21 protein-coding genes, 1 tRNA gene and 1 pseudogene are annotated in these 21,277 nt (G+C 54.5%); 10 read left to right on the forward strand and 13 right to left on the reverse strand.

Going from position 1 to position 21,277, the window contains the following annotated elements; translation table 11 throughout:
* The first annotated feature begins 76 nt into the window (after positions 1 to 76).
* Complete coding sequence (gene torR / locus H0S68_RS01545; RefSeq protein WP_410529112.1) at positions 77 to 772, forward strand: two-component system response regulator TorR; 696 nt, start codon at positions 77 to 79, stop codon at positions 770 to 772.
* On the opposite strand, the pseudogene torT reads toward torR, so the two are convergent.
* Positions 752 to 1,801 (reverse strand): annotated as a pseudogene (gene torT, locus H0S68_RS01550) (TMAO reductase system periplasmic protein TorT); the annotation flags it as partial. The gene torR and the pseudogene torT overlap by 21 nt on opposite strands.
* 81 nt (positions 1,802 to 1,882) lie before the next feature.
* Here torT and torS point away from each other — a divergent pair.
* Entirely contained in the window at positions 1,883 to 4,624 is a 2,742-nt protein-coding gene (gene torS / locus H0S68_RS01555) for a TMAO reductase system sensor histidine kinase/response regulator TorS (protein ID WP_410529113.1), read from the forward strand.
* 395 nt (positions 4,625 to 5,019) lie between these two features.
* On the opposite strand, the gene H0S68_RS01560 is transcribed toward torS, so the two are convergent.
* The 6 genes from H0S68_RS01560 to aspA all read right to left on the reverse strand — a co-directional run bounded on the left by H0S68_RS01560 (position 5,020) and on the right by aspA (position 10,868).
* Positions 5,020 to 5,095: transfer RNA gene (locus H0S68_RS01560), tRNA-Phe, on the reverse strand.
* Between the two features lie 159 nt (positions 5,096 to 5,254).
* Complete coding sequence (gene dicD / locus H0S68_RS01565; protein WP_020824878.1) at positions 5,255 to 5,830, reverse strand: division control transcriptional repressor DicD; 576 nt, start codon at positions 5,828 to 5,830, stop codon at positions 5,255 to 5,257.
* 40 nt (positions 5,831 to 5,870) lie between these two features.
* On the reverse strand, positions 5,871 to 7,580 hold the full coding sequence (locus H0S68_RS01570) for a protein-disulfide reductase DsbD (protein ID WP_410529114.1): 1,710 nt from the start codon (positions 7,578 to 7,580) through the stop codon (positions 5,871 to 5,873).
* Positions 7,556 to 7,879 (reverse strand): divalent cation tolerance protein CutA, encoded by a 324-nt coding sequence (cutA, locus tag H0S68_RS01575; RefSeq protein WP_020824880.1) that lies wholly within the window; start codon positions 7,877 to 7,879, stop codon positions 7,556 to 7,558. The genes H0S68_RS01570 and cutA overlap by 25 nt, the downstream gene beginning before the upstream one ends.
* Before the next feature lie 124 nt (positions 7,880 to 8,003).
* The gene (locus H0S68_RS01580) at positions 8,004 to 9,305 is read right to left on the reverse strand and encodes an anaerobic C4-dicarboxylate transporter (RefSeq protein ID WP_044553921.1); all 1,302 of its coding nucleotides are present in this window, start codon (positions 9,303 to 9,305) and stop codon (positions 8,004 to 8,006) included.
* Between the two features lie 126 nt (positions 9,306 to 9,431).
* Positions 9,432 to 10,868, reverse strand: a complete 1,437-nt coding sequence (gene aspA / locus H0S68_RS01585; RefSeq protein WP_020824881.1) for an aspartate ammonia-lyase — start codon at positions 10,866 to 10,868, stop codon at positions 9,432 to 9,434.
* Positions 10,869 to 11,213: 345 nt separating this feature from the next.
* Between aspA and H0S68_RS01590 the strand changes: the two genes are divergently transcribed.
* The 4 genes from H0S68_RS01590 to H0S68_RS01605 all read left to right on the forward strand — a co-directional run bounded on the left by H0S68_RS01590 (position 11,214) and on the right by H0S68_RS01605 (position 14,458).
* Positions 11,214 to 11,705 (forward strand): FxsA family protein, encoded by a 492-nt coding sequence (locus H0S68_RS01590; protein WP_020824883.1) that lies wholly within the window; start codon positions 11,214 to 11,216, stop codon positions 11,703 to 11,705.
* Between the two features lie 184 nt (positions 11,706 to 11,889).
* Positions 11,890 to 12,183 (forward strand): co-chaperone GroES, encoded by a 294-nt coding sequence (locus H0S68_RS01595; protein ID WP_004952634.1) that lies wholly within the window; start codon positions 11,890 to 11,892, stop codon positions 12,181 to 12,183.
* Positions 12,184 to 12,227: 44 nt separating this feature from the next.
* A complete protein-coding gene (gene groL, locus H0S68_RS01600; RefSeq protein ID WP_020824884.1) occupies positions 12,228 to 13,874 on the forward strand; it encodes a chaperonin GroEL in 1,647 nt (548 codons plus the stop codon).
* Between the two features lie 239 nt (positions 13,875 to 14,113).
* Positions 14,114 to 14,458 carry a DUF4156 domain-containing protein gene (locus H0S68_RS01605; protein WP_020824885.1) on the forward strand — a complete coding sequence of 115 codons (345 nt, stop codon included), beginning with the start codon at positions 14,114 to 14,116 and terminating at the stop codon, positions 14,456 to 14,458.
* Between the two features lie 83 nt (positions 14,459 to 14,541).
* Here the strand turns inward: H0S68_RS01605 and epmB are convergent, their stop codons facing one another.
* Positions 14,542 to 15,570: an EF-P beta-lysylation protein EpmB gene (epmB, locus tag H0S68_RS01610; protein ID WP_048762794.1), complete on the reverse strand. Its 1,029-nt coding sequence runs from the start codon at positions 15,568 to 15,570 to the stop codon at positions 14,542 to 14,544.
* A gap of 42 nt (positions 15,571 to 15,612) precedes the next feature.
* Between epmB and efp the strand changes: the two genes are divergently transcribed.
* From efp to sugE, 4 genes are all read left to right on the forward strand, one after another.
* Complete coding sequence (efp, locus tag H0S68_RS01615) at positions 15,613 to 16,179, forward strand: elongation factor P (protein WP_020824887.1); 567 nt, start codon at positions 15,613 to 15,615, stop codon at positions 16,177 to 16,179.
* A 71-nt stretch (positions 16,180 to 16,250) separates the two neighbouring features.
* Positions 16,251 to 16,379 carry an entericidin A/B family lipoprotein gene (locus tag H0S68_RS01620; RefSeq protein ID WP_232103375.1) on the forward strand — a complete coding sequence of 43 codons (129 nt, stop codon included), beginning with the start codon at positions 16,251 to 16,253 and terminating at the stop codon, positions 16,377 to 16,379.
* A gap of 122 nt (positions 16,380 to 16,501) precedes the next feature.
* The gene (locus H0S68_RS01625; RefSeq protein WP_020824888.1) at positions 16,502 to 16,633 is read left to right on the forward strand and encodes an entericidin A/B family lipoprotein; all 132 of its coding nucleotides are present in this window, start codon (positions 16,502 to 16,504) and stop codon (positions 16,631 to 16,633) included.
* A 215-nt stretch (positions 16,634 to 16,848) separates the two neighbouring features.
* Positions 16,849 to 17,166 (forward strand): quaternary ammonium compound efflux SMR transporter SugE, encoded by a 318-nt coding sequence (gene sugE / locus H0S68_RS01630; RefSeq protein ID WP_020824889.1) that lies wholly within the window; start codon positions 16,849 to 16,851, stop codon positions 17,164 to 17,166.
* On the opposite strand, the gene blc is transcribed toward sugE, so the two are convergent.
* The 5 genes from blc to frdA all read right to left on the reverse strand — a co-directional run bounded on the left by blc (position 17,160) and on the right by frdA (position 21,084).
* On the reverse strand, positions 17,160 to 17,693 hold the full coding sequence (gene blc, locus H0S68_RS01635; RefSeq protein WP_020824890.1) for an outer membrane lipoprotein Blc: 534 nt from the start codon (positions 17,691 to 17,693) through the stop codon (positions 17,160 to 17,162). The genes sugE and blc overlap by 7 nt on opposite strands.
* Positions 17,694 to 17,780: 87 nt before the next feature.
* On the reverse strand, positions 17,781 to 18,140 hold the full coding sequence (frdD, locus tag H0S68_RS01640) for a fumarate reductase subunit FrdD (protein ID WP_020824891.1): 360 nt from the start codon (positions 18,138 to 18,140) through the stop codon (positions 17,781 to 17,783).
* Positions 18,141 to 18,152: 12 nt separating this feature from the next.
* Positions 18,153 to 18,545 (reverse strand): fumarate reductase subunit FrdC, encoded by a 393-nt coding sequence (gene frdC, locus H0S68_RS01645; protein ID WP_020824892.1) that lies wholly within the window; start codon positions 18,543 to 18,545, stop codon positions 18,153 to 18,155.
* A 15-nt stretch (positions 18,546 to 18,560) separates the two neighbouring features.
* Positions 18,561 to 19,295, reverse strand: a complete 735-nt coding sequence (locus H0S68_RS01650) for a succinate dehydrogenase/fumarate reductase iron-sulfur subunit (RefSeq protein ID WP_020824893.1) — start codon at positions 19,293 to 19,295, stop codon at positions 18,561 to 18,563.
* The gene (frdA, locus tag H0S68_RS01655) at positions 19,288 to 21,084 is read right to left on the reverse strand and encodes a fumarate reductase (quinol) flavoprotein subunit (protein ID WP_020824894.1); all 1,797 of its coding nucleotides are present in this window, start codon (positions 21,082 to 21,084) and stop codon (positions 19,288 to 19,290) included. The genes H0S68_RS01650 and frdA overlap by 8 nt, the downstream gene beginning before the upstream one ends.
* Between the last annotated feature and the right edge of the window lie 193 nt (positions 21,085 to 21,277).

A 21,277-nucleotide genomic window follows, 5' to 3' on the forward strand; every position in this document is an offset into this window, starting at 1 on the left:
TGGGGTCACCGGTCTGGATGAATGGAGTAAGTCAGAATATGAATGGATATGAACAGGCTGAAGCGAGCGTGAAATCATGAGCCATCACATTGTTATCGTTGAAGACGATCCGGTTACACAGGCGCGCTTACGTGATTATTTTGTTCATGAGGGCTATCAGGTTTCTGTGGCCGAAAGCGGGGCGGGGCTGAAGGAAATTATGCTGCTTCAGCCGGTGGATCTGGTACTGCTGGACATCAACCTGCCCAATGAAAACGGCTTGTTGCTGACCCGATCTCTGCGTGAACGCTCAAACGTCGGCATTATTCTCGTTACTGGGCGTTGCGATCAAATTGATCGGATTGTGGGGTTGGAAATGGGGGCGGATGACTATGTCACCAAACCCCTCGAGTTGCGTGAGCTGGTGGTGCGCGTCAAAAACCTTCTTTGGCGCATCGATCTGGCCAAGACGCCTGCCAGGCAGGGGCAACAGGAGAACTGCTACCTGTTCGCCGGGTATTGCCTTAATCCTTCCCGGCATACGCTGGAATGCGAGGGGGAGCTGATTCGCCTGACCCGGGCCGAATATGAAATGCTGCTGGCGTTTATCACCAACCCAGGCACGGTGTTGAGCCGCGAACGGCTGTTGCGCATGTTGTCATCTCACCGGGTGGACCAGCCGGATCTTCGTACCGTAGATGTATTGATCCGCCGGTTGAGAAACAAATTGAGCCACGAACTGTTCGTCACCAGGCATGGCGAGGGTTACTTTCTCGCGGCTGAGGTTAGCTGAAGGGAACAGGTACACCGGGCGAAAACCCAGGGGAGAAAGGGATAGCATTACCTTCTCAGGGGAAATGTTCGCTGGCGTCAGTACCAGAATTTGCGGGCTGATGTTCATGTCCACGTTTTGATGCTGCAAGGCTCGAATGGCTTGATCGACGGCCAGCTCGCCCTGTAGCGCCATCTGGTCACTGGCTGCCACGATGATTCTGCCCCGTTTCAGTCCCCGATATACCTGATGTGATAGGTAAAAAGAGACAATTCCCAAGGGATGGCGACGGTTGCGTGCTTCCCCCATGGCGACCTGAGCGGCAATGGCATTCCCGGCAATCAGGTTGATTTCAGGGTGTTTTTCCAGCATGTCCTGTAATAAGTTGCGCTGTATCTCTACGTCGTTATCGCCATAAACCACATCAACGATCTGTATCGAACTTCCTTCCACCGCGGTGCGAAATCCGTCAACCATTTCCCGGCTGCCTCCGGCATCCTTTGGCCCAGGCATCAGCAGCACATGGAGTGAAGGGTGAGGGGGATGCTCGGCCAGATATCGGCCGGGTTGGTAGCCCATTTGAAACCAGGGCACGCCCACCCGGGCTTTGGCCGCCGCAAAATTCAGCTCATTCACCACGGCAATCACCGGCGTGTTGCCAACGGATGCTGCCAGGTTGGGGAATTGAGCCAGGCTGCTGCCAAGCAAAATCGCATCGGCCCCCCATTGGCGACAGAGCGTTAATTGTTCGCGTTGGGTTTCAAGCTGCGAATAGCCACCGGCTTCAAATATCTTCAGCTGCACTTTGGTTCGCTGGGCTTCACGGATCATGCCGTAATTGATCGAGAGCCAGTAAGCGTCCTTCAGGCTGGGGTAGAGGGCGCACAATTTCCAACGGCGTTCCATCTGCAATACCGGCATGGCGGCAACCGGCTCTGATTGTCGCTCGTTTAGCCAGCGCACCAGAGGGGCTTGCGAAACAGCCAATGCCGAGCAGGTTATCGTGCCGCAGAGAAACGGCAGAAGAAAACGGAAAATCGCGCTGCGCATAATAGCCTCATAATTAATAAGTCTTTATGCTAGAGGTTTCGTCACTGATAAAACAACTTTAATTTCATCATCAGGATACCTATGGGGCACCCTTCGTTAACACAGCGACTTTGGTTGGCTTTTCTGCTGATGGCAGGGTTAGCGCTGATCAGTTCGCTGATAGGTTGGTTGGGTTTTCGCTTTATGGGCGAGGTCGAACAAAACCACACCCGGTCGGTGATCCCGACGATGAATTTGGCCCGGCAACTCAGTGAGGCCAGTGCATACGAATTGTTTTCCGCCCAAAGTTTAACGAATGCCGATACCCAAGCCGATTGGATGGCACAAGGAAAGATGCTCACGGTGCAAAGTTTGCGTATCAGCCGGCTTTTGGAACGTTTGCGCAGCCAAGGGTTTGATACGACGGCGATAGAGCAGCAGGAGTCCGACATTACGCGCAGTTTAGGTCTGCAGGGTGAGTTGGTTGGTCAGCGCCTGACGCTGCGAAAACAGCAGCGCGATCTTTCCCGTGAAATTATGGATGCAGCGGCCCGCATTGCCGAGTTGGCCAAAGGGCAGTTAAACAATGCCGCAACGGCCGCAGGCGTTACGCAGGCAGGGATTTACGATTTGATTGAGCAGCATCGCAATCAGGCCGCGGAGCAGGCGTTAGACCGCCTGATCGATATCGATTATGAATATCAAAATCAAATGGCCGAGCTACGGCTCAATGCGATACAAATTGAGCATCTGATTTTGCTGCTGGAGAAGGAGCTTGCCGAGCGTGCGCCAGCAGAATTAATCTCCCGTATCGGCAACTACGTTCGTATTCTCCAGCGCAGGCAGGAGCGAGTCGAAGATCCCCTTACAAGCGAAAAGATAGCGCGTGAATTACAGACCCTGGAACGTTATCAACAGCTTGCGGCACTGTATCAGCGGGAACGGGATCTCCGCGCGCAGCTTCAGGCGCTGTCGCAAGACAACCTGGATATGTTTACTCGCTTCAGTACTGAAATCAGCCGTCAGGTCAGCGATATCGAGCGGCGTAATACTCAGGCGTTAGAGGCACTTCGGCAGGCTCGGGAAACGGGAAAGTTCTGGCTGATTATCTTGAGTTTATTCTCGTTGGTGGCGCTGTCATTGATCCTGTGGCGCGTGGTGTGGCGCTCGGTGACGTTGCCCTTGGCGAAGCAAGCAGCGGCTCTGGAAGGGTTATTGGAGGGCGATCTCAACACGCCATTCCCAGCGACTTCCGGTGTGCGGGAGCTAAATACCATGGGGCAGTTGATGGAGGCTTTTCGCGCCAATGCCTATGCCTTACAAAACCAGCGCCAAGACCTGGTGAAGCAGGTCGAATTACGTACTGCAGAATTAGAAGCCATGGTAATGGAGCACCACCAGGCTCGCGCTGAGGCGGAAAAGGCCAACCGGGCTAAGTCGGCCTTTTTGGCCGCGATGAGCCATGAAATTCGAACCCCGTTGCACGGTATTCTTGGCACGGCTCAGCTGTTGTCGGAACAGGCGCTGTCGCTAAAGAACCTCTCCTACGTACAGGCGATCAATGACTCCGGTGAGAGTCTATTGGCGATCCTCAACGATATTCTGGATTACTCCGCGCTCGAGGCGGGTAAGAGCAGCGTGACGCTCAACGAAGAGGCTTTCGACCCACGTCAGTTACTGGCGAGTATCATGAGGTTAATCTCCGGGCGGGTACGTAATCGTGAGATTACATTGGCTCTCACTTGTGCTGACGAATTGCCGCAATGGCTCAAGGGTGATGCGCGGCGTATTCGCCAAATTGTGATGAATTTGTTGGCTAACGCCCTGCGTTTCACCGATCAAGGCCGGGTGGATATTCGCTGCCATATTGATGGGCCGCGCTGGCAAATTGACGTTGCAGATACGGGGTGTGGCATTGCCGGTGAAGCACTGGCACAGATTTTCAAACCCTTTGTACAGCTGACGGCCAAGCGCGGTGGCACCGGGCTGGGATTGGCGATCAGCCGGGGGCTGGCGGAGGCACTGCAAGGCAGCTTAAGCGTCACCAGCACGCTGGGGAGCGGCAGCTGTTTTTCACTGAGTCTGCCGCTGATTATCGCGGCTACGCCCATACAGCATCGGGCAGAAGAACGAACGGATCTTTCCGGTTACCGTCTGCTGCTGGTGGAAGATAACCTGGTCACCCAGCGTATTACCGCCGAAATGTTGCTGTCTTGCCATGCCATGGTTGAGGTGGTTGGCGATGGCCAAAGCGCATTGAACCTATTGGCAGTTGATGGCGCATTCAGCGGCGTACTGGTGGATTTGGATCTGCCGGATATGGACGGTGTGACGCTCTCTGGGCTGATTGCTGCGTTGCAGCCACAGTTACCCCTTATCGGTTTCAGCGCCCATGTTGCCGACGAAACGTTAAGGCTCCGCGTCGGCGAAGTATTCTGCGGATTGATACAAAAGCCCATCGCCTGTGCAGCATTAAGCCGACTGATTGAGCACTATTTAACAGCAGAAAAATGCCCGATGCAGCTCGCTCCCAGTTTGGATTTCGTTCAGCTAACGCAGGATATGGCGGTGTTCGGTAAAGAGAAAATCAGCGAGTGGCGAGCCTTGTTCACAGAACATGCCTTGTTATGGGTTACTGAGCTTGAACAGGCCAGCGAAGCGGGCGATGAGCGCAAGGTTGCGCATTTGGCACATAAACTAAAAAGCAGCTGTGCCAGTTTGGGCATGCAGCGTGCGGTTGAGGCCTGTTCCGAACTGGAGCAGACACCGGATAAATTGATTCCGCTGCGCCAAATCCTCACGGAAGAATTGCGGCAGCTTTCGGCCTGGATCGATGCGCAATAAGGTCGTGCGATCGAACTTGTTCGATGAGGAGTCCTGTCTCAGAAAGCAAAAAACCCGCCATAGGCGGGTTCTTCTAAATAGGGTGCCGGACTCGGACAACCGGCGCTTGCGCCGGATTGAACAACGCTTTAGCGTTGGCCCGCAGGGTGAGGCCTTTGGCCGAATAATCGAACTTGTTCGATGAGGAGTCCTGTCTCAGAAAGCAAAAAACCCGCCATAGGCGGGTTTTTCTAAATAGGGTGCCGGACTCGGACAACCGGCGCTTGCGCCGGATTGAACAACGCTTTAGCGTTGGCCCGCAGGGTGAGGCCTCTGGCCGAATAATCGAACTTGTTCGATGATGAGTCTCACTCCAGAAAAGCAAAAACCCAGCCATTGGCTGGGTTCTCTAAATATGGTGCCCGGACTCGGAATCGAACCAAGGACACGGGGATTTTCAATCCCCTGCTCTACCGACTGAGCTATCCGGGCAACGCGCAGCATTAAACCGTATTGGCCGAAGTCAGTCAACGGCTTTGTGAACGAAATAAGGCAAAACGCGTCCGGTTGCTGGCTTTTCAGTCAAAGGGAGCAAAAAAAGCGCGAGATGGGCGTAAAGTACCGTGGTTGCGCTCGCCGCCATGGTGTCATTCAGCTTAATGCGCCATTTCTGCGGCACTGAGCGACCTGCAAGATGTCTTCCGCCAAGCGCTTGGCAACGGATACGTCCTGGAGCTGACGTTTTATCAGCAGTTTGCTGAGGCAGCCCTCTTGGATCAGTTCCATCTGCTGCGCCACCATATCCGCATCGTCGGCGTCCATTTCTCGCAGCAGGTCACGGGTCAGTTCCAGGGAAGTCAGCTTCTGCTGCTCGGCCAACTGGTGGATAGGGTGATCCACCTCCGGGAAGAAGCTACAGGCGGCAATAAACAGGCAGCCGGGATAGCGATCGTGTTGTACGTACTCTGCCAGCACGTCGTAGCGTGCCAGCAATTTTTGCTGTGGGCTCAGGGCTTCGTCCAGCAGCAACTGACGACGCCAGGTGTCAATTTGCTGGCCATGATAGCGCAGGCAGTCATACAGCAGCGCTTCGCGATCCGGCCAGAAGCGTTTAAGATCGCTCGGCTGTACGTCGAGTTTTTCTGCCAGCATTTCTAATGTGGTGGTTGCCAGGCCCTGTTGTTCCAACAGCCCCAGTGCCGTATCAAGAACTTGTTCGCGTTGCACTTGTGCTCCCTCCAAATTCGGTTCTGAACTTCAGTGTTATTTATTGCACTACTTTCTGCAAATGCGCGTTGAACGTTGGAGCATCCATAAATCCGGTCACCCGCTGGGCCGTCAACTCTTGTCCTGCACCGTTAAAAAATAGAATTGTCGGCAAACCCAGGACTTTCAAGTGCTTGAGCAGCACTGCCTGTTCGGCATTGTTGGCGGTCACATCCGCCTGCAGCAGCACGGCATTGGTCAGCTTAGCCTGAACGGCCGCATCACTAAAGGTATACTTTTCGAACTCTTTGCAGGCGACGCACCAATCGGCATACAGATCCAGCATCACCGGTTTACCCTGTGCCTGCTGCAGCGCCAGGTTGAGCTGCTCCACATTACTGATCTGCGTAAAGTTCAGATGTGGTGCTACCTGCTGAGTGCTGTTAACGCCAAAAGCCCAGTCTTGCAACGGCCGTGCGGCAATCACCGCCGCTGCCAGTAATAGCATCTGTAAAACACGGGCCCAGCCGCGGGAGGTTTTCAGGCTAAGGGCAAATGCCCAGCCGAAGAACGCCAGACCCAGCAGGCTCCACAGCCGCAGCCCCCACAGATCGCCGATCACACGCTCCAGCAGAAATACCGGCAGGGCGAGGATCACAAAGCCGAAAGCCTCTTTGACATACTGCATCCATGGGCCGCTACGCGGCAGCAGGCGGTTGCCGAACAGGGTGACGAGCACCAGCGGGATCCCCATGCCTAATGCGTAAAGGTACAAGGTACCGCCGCCGGCCCACATATTACCGCTCTGGGCAATGTAGAGCAGGATCGCGCTGAGTGGTGCGGTGGTACAAGGGGAACAGATCAATCCAGCCAGAGCCCCCATCAGGAACACGCCGGGCAGCGAGCCTCCTTTTTGGGTATTGCTCCAGCCCGCTAAACGCGTTTGCAGCGAGGCCGGTAATTGCAATGAATAGAGGCCAAACATCGACAATGCCAAGGCGATAAACAGCACTGAGAGGCCGATCAACACGTACGGATGTTGCAGTGCCGCTTGAAACTGCAGCCCGGCGGCAGCGACCACCAAACCCAGCAAGGTATAGGTCAGCGCCATACCCTGCACGTAAACCACGGCCAACGCCAAAATTCGACCGCTGCTATGCGGTTTTTCACGGCCCAGAATGATGCCGGAAATCAGAGGGTACATCGGCAAAACGCAGGGGGTGAAAGCGATACCGATACCGATCAGCAATGCCCACAGCGGTGAAAACGGCAGATCATTGGGAGCCGGTACCGGCTCTGCCGCAGTAGGGAGTATCGGAGCGGCGGAGGCGCTCACGGCATTCAACGGGATCACGCGCGTTTCCGGCGGGTAGCAGAAACCGGCTTCCGCGCAGCCCTGGTAGGTCACGCTCAGGCTGGCATCTGCCGTTGCTTGTTGCAGCGGAATCTTCAGATTCAGTTGTTGCTTGAAAATGGCGACCTCGCCGAAAAATTCGTCTTTGTGGCTCAGCCCGGCGGGCAGTTCAACGGCGCCCAGCGTGGCCTGCTTTGGCACCAGTTTGATCTGCTGGCGATAGAGGTAATAACCGGGACGAATTTGCCAGTCCAGCGACAGCTGATTGCCTTGCTGTTTGAAATCAAAGGCGAAGGCCTGATCGACAGGCACGAACTGGCTACCGCCGTTTTGGCCGAACAGCGAAGCCTGGGCCGCCTGCGGCAGAAAGAACAGGCTGCAAAGCAGGAAAATCAGTTTAATGAGGCGTTGATCCATAACAGGTAGTCTTTATCTCCGGCCATCACCGGCAACACCAACAGTTCTGGCGTCTGGTAGGGGTGATGTTGTTTCAGGTAGCTGAGCAGGGCATCTTGATGGTGGCAATCGCTTTTGAACAGCATCTGCACTTCATATTCCTGTTCCAGTTTCCCTTCCCAGTAATATAACGACGTTGCGCCGGGTAACAGCGTGGCGCAGGCCGCCAGCTTTTCCCCCAGAACCCGGGCCGCCAGGTCTTGTGCCGTGGCCTCATCGGGTGCGGTGCAGAGTATGACGACAGCTTCGCAATCAGACATCTTCAGCCCTCTCATCCAGATTATCAGTGGGCACTATACCTTGAAGGGCGGTCAGCTAGAAGGCGAGTTTATCGCCAGTGGGGCAGGAGAGGGGAAACCGGGGCCGCAGCCCCGGGGTGAAGCATTACAGCATCACGCTGCCCAGCAGGAAGCCAAACAGCACCGCCAATATCACGCCGATGGTGCCGGGGATAAAGAACGGGTGGTTAAACACAAAACGCCCGATGCGGGTGGTGCCGGTATCATCCATTTGTACCGCGGCGACCAGCGTTGGGTAGGTTGGCAGGATAAACAGGCCGGAAACGGCGGCGAAGGAAGCCACTGCGGTCAATGGCGATACGTTCAACGCCAGCGCCATCGGCATCAGCGCCTTGGCGGTGGCGGCCTGAGAATACAGCAGCGCCGAGCAGAAGAAGAAAATCACGGCCAACAGCCACGGATGCGATTGAATCACCGTGCCAGCAGTCTCTTTGATCCAGTCAATGTTGGCTTGAACAAAGGTATCACCCAACCAGGCTACCCCCAGAATACAGATACAGGCGCTCATGCCGGCCTTAAAGGTGCTGGAATTAAGCACCATATCGGTATCGACGCGGCACAGCAGGGTGGTCAGGGTAGCGACGCTAAGCATGATGATTAGAATGGCGTTGGTGGTGTTCATCAGCGGTTTTGCTACCAGGCCCAGGCCCGGGCTGTTGATGATGGCGTAAGCCACCACGCACAGCACGCCGAGCAGGAACAGCAGCACCGACACTTTGGCGCGGGGTTTGATTTCCATGATCTTGTTGCCGCGCAGGGTCACCAAACCTTCTTCCAGGCGCTTCAGGTAAACCGGATCGTCCGACAATTTGGAGTCGAACAGCCAGCTTACCAGCAGCGACATCACCAGTACGGCGCAGAAGGTAGACGGCATCACGACCATCAGCAGGTGCAGATAGCTGACGCCGTGCCCTTCCATCACTGAAGACATGTACACCACCGCGGCAGAAATTGGCGAGGCGGTGATGGCGATCTGTGCGGATACCACGGCGGTAGACAGCGGACGGCAAGGCTTGATGCCCTGTTCTTTCGCGACTTCAGCGATCACCGGCAGCGCGGAAAGCGAAATGTTGCCGGTACCGGCGAAGATAGTCAGAAAATAGGTGACGATCGGTGCCAGAATGGTGATGTGCTTGGGGTTCTTGCGCAGCAGTTTTTCCGTTTGCTGCACCAGATAGTCCATACCGCCGGCGACCTGCATCGCCGAGATCGCAGCAATCACCGCCATGATGATGGAAATGACGTCGAACGGAATACTGCCCGGTTTCACGCCAATCAACGCCAGGACCAAAACCCCCAGCCCGCCTGCAAATCCAATCCCGATACCGCCCAGCCTGGCCCCTAAAAAAATGGCCAGCAGAACGATAACCAATTCTACGGCTAACATAGTGTCTACTCCTTAAAATAAGTTTTTTTGAAAACGAAAAGTTAAAATTTTGTGGGCGATGGAAAGTAAAAAGGCACGCTATCCAGGGGGATTTAGCGTGCCTTTTTGGGCTACCGGGTGTGTCTGTTATTGTTCATTTTCATCCGTATAGCGTTTGGCTTTATAGGCCGGGTGCATCAGGTTCTCCACGGAGAAGATGTCATCCAGCTCGGCTTCGGTCAGCAGACCGCGTTCCAGCACGACTTCACGTACGCTCTTGCCGGTTTCGGCGCAGATCTTCCCGACGATGTCACCGTTGTGGTGGCCAATGAACGGGTTCAGATAGGTGACGATACCGATAGAATTGAAGACGTAGTGCTCGCACACTTCTTTATTCGCGGTGATGCCGTTAATGCATTTTTCCAGCAGGTTATAGCAGGCGTTGGTCAGGATGTGAATGGACTCGAACATCGCCTGGCCAATCACCGGCTCCATGACGTTCAACTGCAGTTGGCCCGCTTCGGCCGCCATGGTAACGCAAGTGTCGTTGCCAATCACCTTGAAACATACCTGATTGACCACTTCCGGTACGACCGGGTTGACCTTGGCCGGCATGATGGATGAGCCCGCTTGCAGTTCCGGCAGGTTAATTTCGTTCAGACCGGCGCGTGGGCCTGAAGACAGCAGGCGCAGGTCGTTGCAAATTTTAGACAGTTTAACTGCGAGGCGTTTCAGCGCACTGTGCACCATTACGTAGGCGCCGCAGTCGGAGGTGGCTTCGATCAAGTCTTCGGCCGGCACGACAGGCAGGTTGCTGACCTCTGCCAATTTTTGAACCGCCAGTTGCGGGTAGCCTTCCGGGGTGTTCAGCGCCGTCCCGATTGCTGTCGCACCCAGGTTCACTTCCAGCAGCAGCTCGGCGGTGCGATGCAGGTTGCGGGTTTCTTCTTTCAGCAACACGCTGAACGCATGGAATTCCTGGCCCAACGTCATTGGCACCGCATCCTGCAACTGGGTGCGCCCCATTTTCAGGATGGTTTCAAACTCTTTTGCCTTGCGGTCAAACCCTTCGCGCAGCTGGTTGATGGCGTCGATAAGCTTCTGATTGGAGGCGTAAACCGCAATGCGGAAACCGGTTGGGTAGGCGTCGTTGGTAGACTGGCACTTGTTGAGATGATCGTTAGGGTTCAGGTATTGGTATTCGCCTTTCTGGTGGCCCATCAGCTCCAGACCAATATTCGCCAGCACTTCGTTGGTGTTCATGTTCAATGAAGTGCCCGCGCCGCCCTGGAACACATCCACCGGGAACTGGTCCATGCATTTGCCTTTATCCAGCACTTCGTCACAGGCCTGGATGATGACATCAGCGATTTTACGTGGAATGGTTTTGAGTTCTTTGTTCGCCATCGCTGCGGCTTTTTTTACCATTACCATGCCGCGAACAAACTCGGGCACATCGCTGATTTTGCTGTTGCTGATATAAAAGTTTTCAATCGCACGCAGAGTGTGAACACCGTAATAGGCTTCTGCGGGGACTTCACGTGTTCCTAACAGGTCTTCTTCGATACGAATGTTATTTGACATGTGAACCTTCTTTGTATTGCTGCCGAATTAATTAATTGTCAGGGAACCAAATTATGTTGCCGAAGGCTTCAGGCATGAAACGATTAACCACTGTGCCCGTTGCTGCCCAGATCATATGCTGGTTAGTAATAAATGACTGAATCCAGATCACCTTCTGAGCCTTCTTAAATTGCCTGTTTCTGGTTCTGTGATCCCTTTCACGTTTATTAACTTTAGCAATAAAAAAGGGCCTTTGGTTGAAATGCACGCCGGCAGACCCCATTGTATTTAGGTCGGCCGTTAACCGGCCCCCTTTTCGCGCCGTCGCCAACGTGCGGTTGCGCAGATCTACCAGAGGAGAACCAGGTGCGCTGGTTACCGTTACTGCTGATATTTCTGTTGGCTTACATAGAGATATCCCTATTTATTAAAGTCGCCGCCGTATTGGGCGTGGCGATTACCCTGTTGCTGGTGGTGTTCACCTCCTGCGTCGGCATTTCGCTGGTGCGCAACCAGGGCATGAAGACCTTCATGCAGATGCAACAAAAGCTGGCTGCAGGTGAAAGCCCTGCGTCGGAAATGGTGAAAAGTGTTTCACTGGTATTAGCGGGCTTCTTGCTGCTGGTGCCGGGATTCTTTACCGATTTCCTCGGCCTGTTGTTGTTACTGCCCCCGGTGCAAAAATCGCTGACGTTGAAACTGATGCCGCATCTTTCCGTTTACCGCCCCGGCGGTTGGAGCCAGGGCGGTAATGCTGCCAACGGCAACACCTTCGACGGCGAGTTCCAGCGTAAAAACGACGATCGCTATACGCTGGATCATCAGCCCGACGATCATGACAAACGCAACGATCGTTGAAAAAACGCGGCCCAGGCCGCGTTTTTCGCATCAGTAGCTCAGTATTGCCATCAAAAGCGAAAATTTTTTTGGCCGCCCCCTTGAAGGGGGATGGAATGCCCCCATTTCAAATCCCACAAGCCGGTATTCACAATCCGGTGACAACCCTAAATCTGATAGAGACCTTCTTACAGGAGAGCGTTCAATGAGTATTCGTCCATTGCATGACCGCGTTATCGTCAAGCGCAAAGAAGTTGAATCAAAATCTGCTGGCGGCATCGTCCTGACTGGCTCTGCAGCGGGTAAATCTACTCGTGGCGAAGTTGTCGCGGTGGGTAAAGGGCGTGTTCTGGAAAGCGGCAACATCCAGCCGCTGGATGTGAAAGTTGGCGATATCGTGATTTTCAACGACGGTTACGGCGTGAAAGCAGAGAAGATCGACAATGAAGAAGTGTTGATCATGTCCGAAAGCGACATTCTGGCAATTGTTGAAGCGTAAGTGCGCTTTATCTTCTGAACTGAACGAGTTGAAGGGAAATACCAATGGCAGCTAAAGACGTAAAATTCGGCAATGACGCTCGCGTGAAAATGCTCCGCGGCGTGAATGTTCTCGCTGATGCAGTAAAAGTGACCCTGGGCCCGAAAGGCCGTAACGTAGTGCTGGATAAGTCCTTCGGCGCTCCTACCATCACTAAAGATGGCGTATCTGTTGCTCGTGAAATCGAACTGGAAGACAAGTTTGAAAACATGGGCGCGCAAATGGTGAAAGAAGTTGCCTCTAAAGCGAACGACGCTGCGGGCGACGGTACCACCACTGCAACCGTACTGGCTCAATCCATCATCACCGAAGGCCTGAAAGCTGTGGCTGCCGGCATGAACCCAATGGATCTGAAGCGCGGTATCGACAAAGCGGTTATCGCCGCTGTTGAAGAGCTTAAAAAACTGTCCGTACCTTGCTCTGACTCCAAAGCTATCGCTCAGGTAGGCACCATCTCTGCAAACTCCGACGAAACCGTGGGTAAACTGATTGCAGAAGCGATGGAGAAAGTGGGCAAAGAAGGCGTTATCACCGTTGAAGAAGGCACTGGCCTGCAAGACGAGCTGGACGTTGTTGAAGGTATGCAGTTCGACCGCGGTTACCTGTCTCCATACTTCATCAACAAGCCAGAAACCGGTTCTATCGAACTGGAAAGCCCGTTCATCCTGCTGGCTGACAAGAAAATCTCCAACATCCGTGAAATGCTGCCAGTACTGGAAGCCGTAGCGAAAGCCGGCAAACCACTGCTGATCATTGCTGAAGATGTTGAAGGCGAAGCGCTGGCTACTCTGGTGGTTAACACCATGCGCGGCATCGTGAAAGTGGCTGCGGTTAAAGCACCTGGTTTCGGCGACCGTCGTAAAGCTATGCTGCAGGATATCGCTACCCTGACTGCCGGTACCGTTATCTCTGAAGAGATTGGTCTGGAGCTGGAAAAAGCGACCCTGGAAGACCTGGGTCAGGCTAAGCGCGTTGTGATCAACAAAGACACCACCATCATCATCGATGGCGTGGGCGACGAAGCGACTATCCAAGGCCGCGTTACCCAGATCCGTCAGCAGATCGAAGAAGCGACCTCTGACTACGATCGTGAAAAACTGCAGGAGCGTGTCGCTAAACTGGCTGGCGGCGTTGCCGTTATCAAAGTGGGCGCAGCAACTGAAGTTGAAATGAAAGAGAAGAAAGCCCGAGTTGAAGATGCCCTGCACGCGACCCGTGCTGCGGTTGAAGAAGGCGTGGTTGCCGGCGGTGGTGTTGCACTGATCCGCGTAGCAAGCAAAATCGCTAACCTGAAAGGCGACAACGAAGACCAGAACGTCGGTATCAAGGTTGCTCTGCGCGCGATGGAATCTCCACTGCGTCAGATCGTAATCAACGCCGGTGAAGAAGCTTCCGTGATTGCCAACAACGTGAAAGCAGGCGAAGGCAGCTACGGCTACAACGCTTACACCGAAGAATACGGCGACATGATCGCGATGGGTATCCTGGATCCAACCAAAGTAACCCGTTCTGCTCTGCAGTACGCGGCTTCTGTGGCTGGCCTGATGATCACCACCGAGTGCATGGTGACCGACCTGCCAAAAAGCGACGCACCTGATTTAGGTGGCGCTGGCGGTATGGGTGGCATGGGCGGCATGGGCGGCATGATGTAATCATCCCCCACGTTCGCGTGTGCAAAAGCCCCGGCCAATTGGTCGGGGCTTTTTTTTGCGTGCTTTGTCTCACTGCTTTTGATGATATTTATGCAGACCGGGCTGATTTAGCTGGTAAACTGGTCTTTCATCAGCTGTCGCTCAAGACGTTGGCCAGCACCAGTGGCAACGGATGCTTAAGAGATAGCAACGCTTTCTGATAAGCTTTTGCGAAACTCTCAATATAGATGGGGAACAAGATGCGGATTAAAGCCTTACTGGGTCTTTCGGCAGCCTTGCTGCTGGCAGGTTGCAGCAGCACCAATGAACTTTCCGCCGCAGGTCAGCAGGTTAAATTTACCGATACCAAACCGGCGGCAGAATGCCAGTTGGTGGGCGAAGTGACTGGCACCCAGAGCAACTGGTTGTCCGGTAACGGTGGTGAAGGCAGCTCCATGCGCGGCGCGGCAAACGATCTGCGCAACAAGGCAGCGGCAATGGGCGGCAACGTGATTTATGGCGCGACCAGCCCAAGCCAGAACCTGCTTTCAAGCTTTGCCCCGCTGGACAGCAAAATGGCCGGCCAGGTTTATAAGTGCCCGTAACGCAAGATTAATGCGTACGTCATAGCATAAAAAAGAGGCATGCCCAGGCATGCCTCTTTTGTTTTTGTCATTCCGCCGGTCCGTCAATCTTGCATCAGGCGCAGGTCGAGCGGCGTTTTGCTTGGCTTGCCGCCGACTTCACGGGTCAGACGCGGCACCATATATCCGGAAACCTTGCTCAGCAGCGCCTGCATAATGGCGCGCGCTTCGTCGTCACTGACCATAAAGTGCGCCGCGCCTTGTACCTTATCCAGCACGTGGATGTAATAGGGCAGGATACCGGCGTCAAACAGCGCATTGCTCAGCGCCGCCAACGTGTCGGCGTTGTCGTTGATGCCGCGCAGCAACACACTTTGGTTCAGCAAGGTGACGCCGGCCAGACGCAGTTGCGCCATGGCTCCCTGCAGTTCACGGTCAATCTCATTGGCATGATTGATGTGCGTGACCATCAGCACCTGCAGGCGTGAGGCCGACAGCCTGCGGCACAGTTCTGGCGTGATACGTGCCGGGATCACCACTGGCAAACGGGTGTGGATGCGCAGGCGTTTTACGTGCTCAATGGCTTCCAGTTCCCCGATCAGCCAGTCCAGCTCGTGATCTTTGGCCATCAGCGGATCGCCACCGGAGAAAATAATCTCATCCAGTTCCGGGTGTTGGCGGATATAATCCAACGCCTGACGCCAGTTGGCTTTATTGCCCTGGTTGTCCTGATACGGAAAATGGCGACGGAAGCAGTAGCGGCAGTTAACCGCACAGCCGCCTTTAACCAACAGCAAAGCACGATTACGGTATTTGTGCAGCAGGCCTGGCACCACGCTACGCTGTTCGTCCAGCGGATCGGTCGTGAAGCCGGGTGCATTGATGAATTCTTCGCTGGCGGTCAGAACCTGACGCAATAGCGGGTCATTGGCGTCGCCGGGACGCATGCGTGCGGCGAAGGCGCGGGGTACGCGCAATGCAAACAGCCGACGGGCTTCACGGCCCTGCGGCAGGTCCGGATGCGTATTCAGTGACAAAAGCTGCAGTAATTCATCGGGATCGGTAATAACATCGGCGAGTTGATGCAACCAATCTTCTCTATATGCCGTACTTTGGGTTATAATGTGTGCCATTTTTTTGGCTAAGCTACCAGTTTAAATATTCAGAGGGCCATCATGGCGACTTATTCTAGCAACGATTTCCGTCCGGGTCTTAAAATCATGTTCGAGGGCGAACCTTACGCTATCGAATCCAGTGAGTTCGTTAAACCGGGCAAAGGCCAGGCATTTGCGCGCGTTAAAATGCGTCGTCTGCTGACCGGCACTCGCGTTGAGAAAACCTTCAAATCTACCGACTCTTGCGAAGGCGCGGACGTGGTAGATACCAACATGAACTACCTGTACAACGACGGTGAGTTCTACCACTTCATGCACCCTGAGACTTTCGAGCAACACGGTGTTGAAGAAAAAACCGTTTCTGATGCGGCAAAATGGCTGCAAGACAACGCAGAATGTATCGTTACCCTGTGGGACGGTCGTCCAATCGCGGTTCAGCCACCGAACTTTATCGAAGCAGAAATCACTGACACCGATCCAGGTCTGAAAGGTGATACTGCCGGTACCGGCGGCAAGCCTGCCACCCTGAGCACTGGCGCCGTGGTTAAGGTTCCATTGTTCGTACAGATTGGTGAAGTTGTTCGCGTTGACACCCGCTCTGGCGAATACGTCTCACGCGTAAAATAAGTTTCAAAAGAAAGGAGCCCTGCGCGGCTCCTTTGTTTTACCTTCCGTATCTCGTTGGCAGAATCTACATAATGAAAAAAACTCTGTTAGCCGTTGTCTCCCTACTGTTACTGATGTCCCTTAGCGGCTGTAATACTTTCCGTGGTTTCGGTGAGGACGTTCAGCACCTCGGCGGCGCTATTTCGCGTACTGCCAGCTAATAACCATTAAAGCCTCTAATGTAATCGTGCGAAATAAAACCATTTTAAACAGCAACTCTCGCTAATATTTACTACGCTTAGAAAGCCGTACTTTTTCATCACTGACAAATAAGGACTTTCCTATGCTGAAGAAAAGTATTATCGCGATTTTCTCTTTGATGATCTTGACCTCATTGACCGCATGCAACACCACTCAGGGCGTGGGCGAGGACATCCAGGCTGGCGGCAAGGCTATCCAGCGTAGCGCGGAATAACTCCCTTTACTGACTTGCGGTATTCCGCGAAAAGCTGCCCAAAGGCATCGTTGTGGGATACCGCTTCCCCTGTTGACCTATCTCCTGCCGAAAGCTTTGTACTGTTATCCTCCCCGGCAGTGGGTATAATCCCCTGGCATATCACAACGCTAAATGGGACGACCCGTTTACGCATCTGCATTCGGGGACGACCCCACCGTTATGGAGCCTGTTTCATGGCTTGGATTATTCTGCTTATTGCCGGTTTGTTGGAAGTCGTATGGGCTGTTGGCCTGAAATACACCCATGGTTTTACTCGTTTGACCCCCAGCATTATTACTGTTGCCGCCATGGTGGTCAGCATGCTGCTGTTGGCACATGCGATGAAAACGCTGCCCGCCGGCACGGCTTATGCCGTTTGGACAGGCATTGGTGCGGTAGGCGCGGCAATTATGGGGATGGTGTTACTTGGTGAATCAACCAATATCGCGCGCATCCTCAGCCTGTGCCTGATTGTTGTCGGCATACTTGGGTTGAAGTTCAGCAGTCACTGATGCTGCGTTTGTTTCACCCAGATTAGCTTATCCGTATCAAAGCCGTTGTTTTTCGCGGTTTGCACTAATCTGTCGCGCGTGGCGGCGTCCAGCGTCGGCGTGCGCGACAGTATCCACAAATACCCTCGGTTTGGGCCGCAAACCAGCGCGTAGCGATAATCTGCATCCAACTCAATCACGTTATACCCACCGTAGAAAGGCCCAAAAAAGGACACCTTGAGTGCGGCTACCTGTGGTGAGCCGGTAAAATAGGCCTTGCCCGTGCTTTCCTGCCATTGTTGTTTTTGCGTATTAAAACCCCGGTTCACCACTTTGAGGCCGCCGTCTTCGCGTGGGCTGTAGTTGGCGGTGACCTGTTCGAGGCCGCGTTCAAAACGGTGATCAAAACGCGCGATTTCATACCAGGTGCCGAGATAGCGCTGGCTGTCGAAATCATTCACTACTTTGATGTTCTTCGGCGGGGAAACGCTGCAAGCGGCGGAAAGGAAGGCGGGAATGATCGCGCATAGCTTTGACCGAAAACGCATTGGTTACTCCTGTTTACCGGGTTGGAATAAACAGTGTAGCCGAAAGGCAAAGCAGACGGCCAACGGGAGTTGGCCGCCAGAAGTGTTTTACAGCGTCACCACGCCGATAACGGTGACGACGCTGAGGATGGCCGCCAGGCCATAGAAGACCCATTTACCGGCCGGCACGTGGATTTTCAAATCGTGCATCGCATGGTGAATACGGTGCAGACCGCACCACAGCGGCAGAATAATCATCAGCAGCAGGAACAGCCGGCCAATCAGGCTCTGGCAGAAAGCCAACACGCGGTCATAGCCCAGCGCATCGCCTGGGAACCACCCCAGCGGCAGCAGAATGCCGACCAGCAGCACGATAGCGGGCGCGATGATCGCGCCCCACATGCCGCCGGCGCCGAATAATCCCCAGAAAACCGGTTCGTCTGAGCGTTTAGGTGCTTGATTTATCATGTTTCCTCCGGATTACAGCAGGGCCACGGCCAGGATGACCACGCTGGCGACCAGCGTTACCGCCCACAGCGCTTTGACGATAGGCCCTGGCCCCATTTTTTCGCTGTTGACCACGATATTGGCGGCTTTCGGTGCCAAATCGAACCAGGTTTTGGTGTGCAGCAACGCCGCCAGCAGGGCGACTACGTTAATCAGCAGCACCAGCGGGTTTTGCAGAAAACCGACGAACCCTGCCCAGCTCTCCGCACCGCCTTTCAGCGCAAAAACGCCGTAGATCAGCACGATGCTGAACCACACGGCCGGCACCGAGGTCCCTTCACGCAGCATATAGAAACGATAGAAGCCGAGCTTTTGCCACCAGGTTGGCGTCATGGTGCGCACATAGGGCTTACGTTGTGTTGTCATTGCGGTTTCTCTCCCTTATTGCGGCTTCAGCATGGCGATCATGAAGTCTTTGGCACTTTCCACCTTGCCCTGCTGGATAGCAGCGGCCGGGTCGACGTGCTTCGGACACACTTCAGAGCAGTAGCCGACAAAGGTACAGCTCCACACGCCGTTTTGGCCGTTGAGTTGCGCCATGCGCTGTTTCTGGCCGTGGTCGCGATTATCCAGGTTGTAGCGGTGCGCCAGGGTGATTGCCGCTGGGCCGATGAACTCTGGGTTCAAACCGAACTGCGGGCAAGCGGCGTAACACAGCCCGCAGTTGATACAGCCGGAGAACTGGTGGTACTTGGCCATCTGCGCCGGTGTTTGCACGTTAGGGCCGTCTTCCGGTTTGCGGTTATTGCCGATGATGTAAGGCTTAATCGCCTCCAGGCTTTCGATAAAGTGGGTCATATCGACTACCAGATCGCGTTCAATCGGGAAGTTACCCAGTGCCTCTACCTTCATGCCGTCGGTGTATTCGCGCAGGAAGGTCTTGCAGGCCAGTTTCGGTACCCGGTTGACCATCATGCCGCACGAACCGCAGATAGCCATGCGGCATGACCAGCGGTAGGAAAGGTCCGGCGCCAGGTTATCCTTGATGTAACCCAGCGCGTCGAGCAGCGAGGTTTGTTCATCGTAAGGCACCGCGAAGGTCTCGAAATGTGGCTCTGCGTCGCATTCCGGGTTATAGCGCATGACCTCGATTTTCAGGGTGTTCATCTCAGCCATTTGCCTGCTCCTTATCCTTTTTGTCCTGCGCTTCGGCTTCAGCGCCGTACACACGTTTGGCCGGTGGCAGTTTGGTGATCTTCACGTCGCTGTATTCCAGGCGCGGTGCGCCGTTAGGGTTATGGAACGCCAGCGTATGCTTCAGGAAATTCACGTCGTCACGTTCGGTGCAGCCTTCATCCAGACGCTGGTGGGCACCGCGGGATTCTTTACGGTTAAAGGCGGAGTGCGCCATGCATTCGGCGACGTCCAGGCCGTAGCCCAGCTCGATGGTGTACAGCAGATCGGTATTGAACACGCTGGAGTTATCGGTGATTTTGACGCGCTTGAAGCGTTCTTTCAGCTCAGCCAGTTTATCGATGGTTTTTTGCATCAGTTCTGGCGTACGGTAGATACCGCAGCCTTCTTCCATCGACAGCCCCATTTCATCGCGGATCTTCGACCAGTTTTCGCTGCCTTCCTGCTTCATCAAATTGCTGAGTCGGGTTTCGACGTCGCGCCCTTGCGCATCAAGGGCACTGCCATTGGCCGGGCCAGATTCCAGCGAGCGACGAGCTGCATGCTCACCGGCCACCCGGCCGAACACCACCAGTTCCGCCAGCGAGTTGGATCCCAGACGGTTGGCACCGTGCAGACCGACGGAAGAGCATTCGCCGACGGCAAACAGCCCCTTGATGCGGGTTTCGCAGTTTTGATCGGTTTCAATGCCGCCCATGGTGTAATGCGCCGTTGGGCGTACCGGGATGGGGTCTTTTACCGGGTCGACGCCGACGTAGGCCTTGGCCAGTTCACAGATGAACGGCAGGCGTTCGAGCAGCTTCTTTTCCCCCAGATGGCGCAGGTCGAGATAGACCACGTCGCCGCGCGGGGTGGCGATGGTGCGACCGGCACGCCATTCGTGCCAGAAGGCCTGCGAAACTTTATCGCGCGGGCCCAGCTCCATGTATTTGTTCTTCGGCTCGCCCAGCGGGGTTTCCGGGCCCATGCCGTAGTCCTGCAAATAACGGTAGCCGTCTTTATTCACCAGAATACCGCCTTCGCCGCGGCAGCCTTCGGTCATCAGGATGCCGGAACCCGGCAGGCCGGTAGGGTGATATTGGACGAACTCCATATCGCGCAGTGGGATGCCATGATGGAACGCCATGCCCATGCCATCACCGGTGACGATGCCGCCATTGGTGTTGTAGCGGTACACGCGTCCGGCACCGCCGGTGGCCATGATCACCGCATTGGCGCGGATCTGCACGCGGGTGCCTTCCATCATGTTCATTGCGACCAAACCGCGGACCTGACCGTCATCCACCAGAATATCCAGCACAAAGTGCTCGTCGAAACGTTGGATTTGCGGGTATTTGAGCGAGGTCTGGAACAGGGTATGCAGCATGTGGAAGCCGGTCTTGTCGGCGGCGAACCAGGTTCGTTCAATCTTCATGCCGCCGAAGCGACGCACGTTGACCGAACCGTCCGGTTTACGGCTCCACGGGCAGCCCCACTGTTCCAACTGGGTCATTTCCCGCGGGCAGTTGTGGACGAAATGGTCGACCACGTCTTGCTCACACAACCAGTCGCCACCGGCAACGGTGTCGTTGAAGTGGTAGTCAAAAGAGTCGTGATCCTGAGTGACGGCGGCGGATCCCCCTTCGGCGGCTACCGTATGGCTGCGCATCGGGTAGACTTTTGAGATGAGCGCGATTTTCAGTTGGGGGTTGGCTTCCGCTGCGGCTATTGCTGCACGTAAACCAGCACCCCCGGCCCCAATAATGGCAAGATCGGCGTTAAAGGTTTGCACTGCATTCCTCCAATATTCTTGTTAAGAACGGCAAATTAAATATCTATGCTTAATATTTATAAATATTCTTCGGGTGCTAACTAACTGAGTTCATTGTCGTTGCATAAAGCTTAAGGATAGATATCTCCCACCAATAATGTGGAATTAACTATACCTAAAGTTAAGTAGAAGAAATTTGATGTGATCGATTGTT

The organism is Serratia sp. AXJ-M (genome assembly GCF_046531865.1).
Classification (GTDB): domain Bacteria; phylum Pseudomonadota; class Gammaproteobacteria; order Enterobacterales; family Enterobacteriaceae; genus Serratia; species Serratia liquefaciens.

Excerpts from the sequence above, each read along its gene's own strand:
- groL (WP_020824884.1), top strand. The coding sequence starts at position 12,228 with ATGGCAGCTAAAGACGTAAAATTCGGCAATGACGCTCGCGTGAAAATG.
- frdD (WP_020824891.1), bottom strand. The coding sequence starts at position 18,140 with ATGATAAATCAAGCACCTAAACGCTCAGACGAACCGGTTTTCTGGGGA.
- H0S68_RS01620 (WP_232103375.1), top strand. The coding sequence starts at position 16,251 with ATGAAAAAAACTCTGTTAGCCGTTGTCTCCCTACTGTTACTGATGTCC.
- torS (WP_410529113.1), top strand. The coding sequence starts at position 1,883 with ATGGGGCACCCTTCGTTAACACAGCGACTTTGGTTGGCTTTTCTGCTG.
- cutA (WP_020824880.1), bottom strand. The coding sequence starts at position 7,879 with ATGTCTGATTGCGAAGCTGTCGTCATACTCTGCACCGCACCCGATGAG.
- H0S68_RS01595 (WP_004952634.1), top strand. The coding sequence starts at position 11,890 with ATGAGTATTCGTCCATTGCATGACCGCGTTATCGTCAAGCGCAAAGAA.
- sugE (WP_020824889.1), top strand. The coding sequence starts at position 16,849 with ATGGCTTGGATTATTCTGCTTATTGCCGGTTTGTTGGAAGTCGTATGG.
- H0S68_RS01570 (WP_410529114.1), bottom strand. The coding sequence starts at position 7,580 with ATGGATCAACGCCTCATTAAACTGATTTTCCTGCTTTGCAGCCTGTTC.
- efp (WP_020824887.1), top strand. The coding sequence starts at position 15,613 with ATGGCGACTTATTCTAGCAACGATTTCCGTCCGGGTCTTAAAATCATG.
- blc (WP_020824890.1), bottom strand. The coding sequence starts at position 17,693 with ATGCGTTTTCGGTCAAAGCTATGCGCGATCATTCCCGCCTTCCTTTCC.
- H0S68_RS01650 (WP_020824893.1), bottom strand. The coding sequence starts at position 19,295 with ATGGCTGAGATGAACACCCTGAAAATCGAGGTCATGCGCTATAACCCG.
- aspA (WP_020824881.1), bottom strand. The coding sequence starts at position 10,868 with ATGTCAAATAACATTCGTATCGAAGAAGACCTGTTAGGAACACGTGAA.
- frdC (WP_020824892.1), bottom strand. The coding sequence starts at position 18,545 with ATGACAACACAACGTAAGCCCTATGTGCGCACCATGACGCCAACCTGG.
- H0S68_RS01580 (WP_044553921.1), bottom strand. The coding sequence starts at position 9,305 with ATGTTAGCCGTAGAATTGGTTATCGTTCTGCTGGCCATTTTTTTAGGG.
- H0S68_RS01605 (WP_020824885.1), top strand. The coding sequence starts at position 14,114 with ATGCGGATTAAAGCCTTACTGGGTCTTTCGGCAGCCTTGCTGCTGGCA.
- torR (WP_410529112.1), top strand. The coding sequence starts at position 77 with ATGAGCCATCACATTGTTATCGTTGAAGACGATCCGGTTACACAGGCG.
- epmB (WP_048762794.1), bottom strand. The coding sequence starts at position 15,570 with ATGGCACACATTATAACCCAAAGTACGGCATATAGAGAAGATTGGTTG.
- H0S68_RS01625 (WP_020824888.1), top strand. The coding sequence starts at position 16,502 with ATGCTGAAGAAAAGTATTATCGCGATTTTCTCTTTGATGATCTTGACC.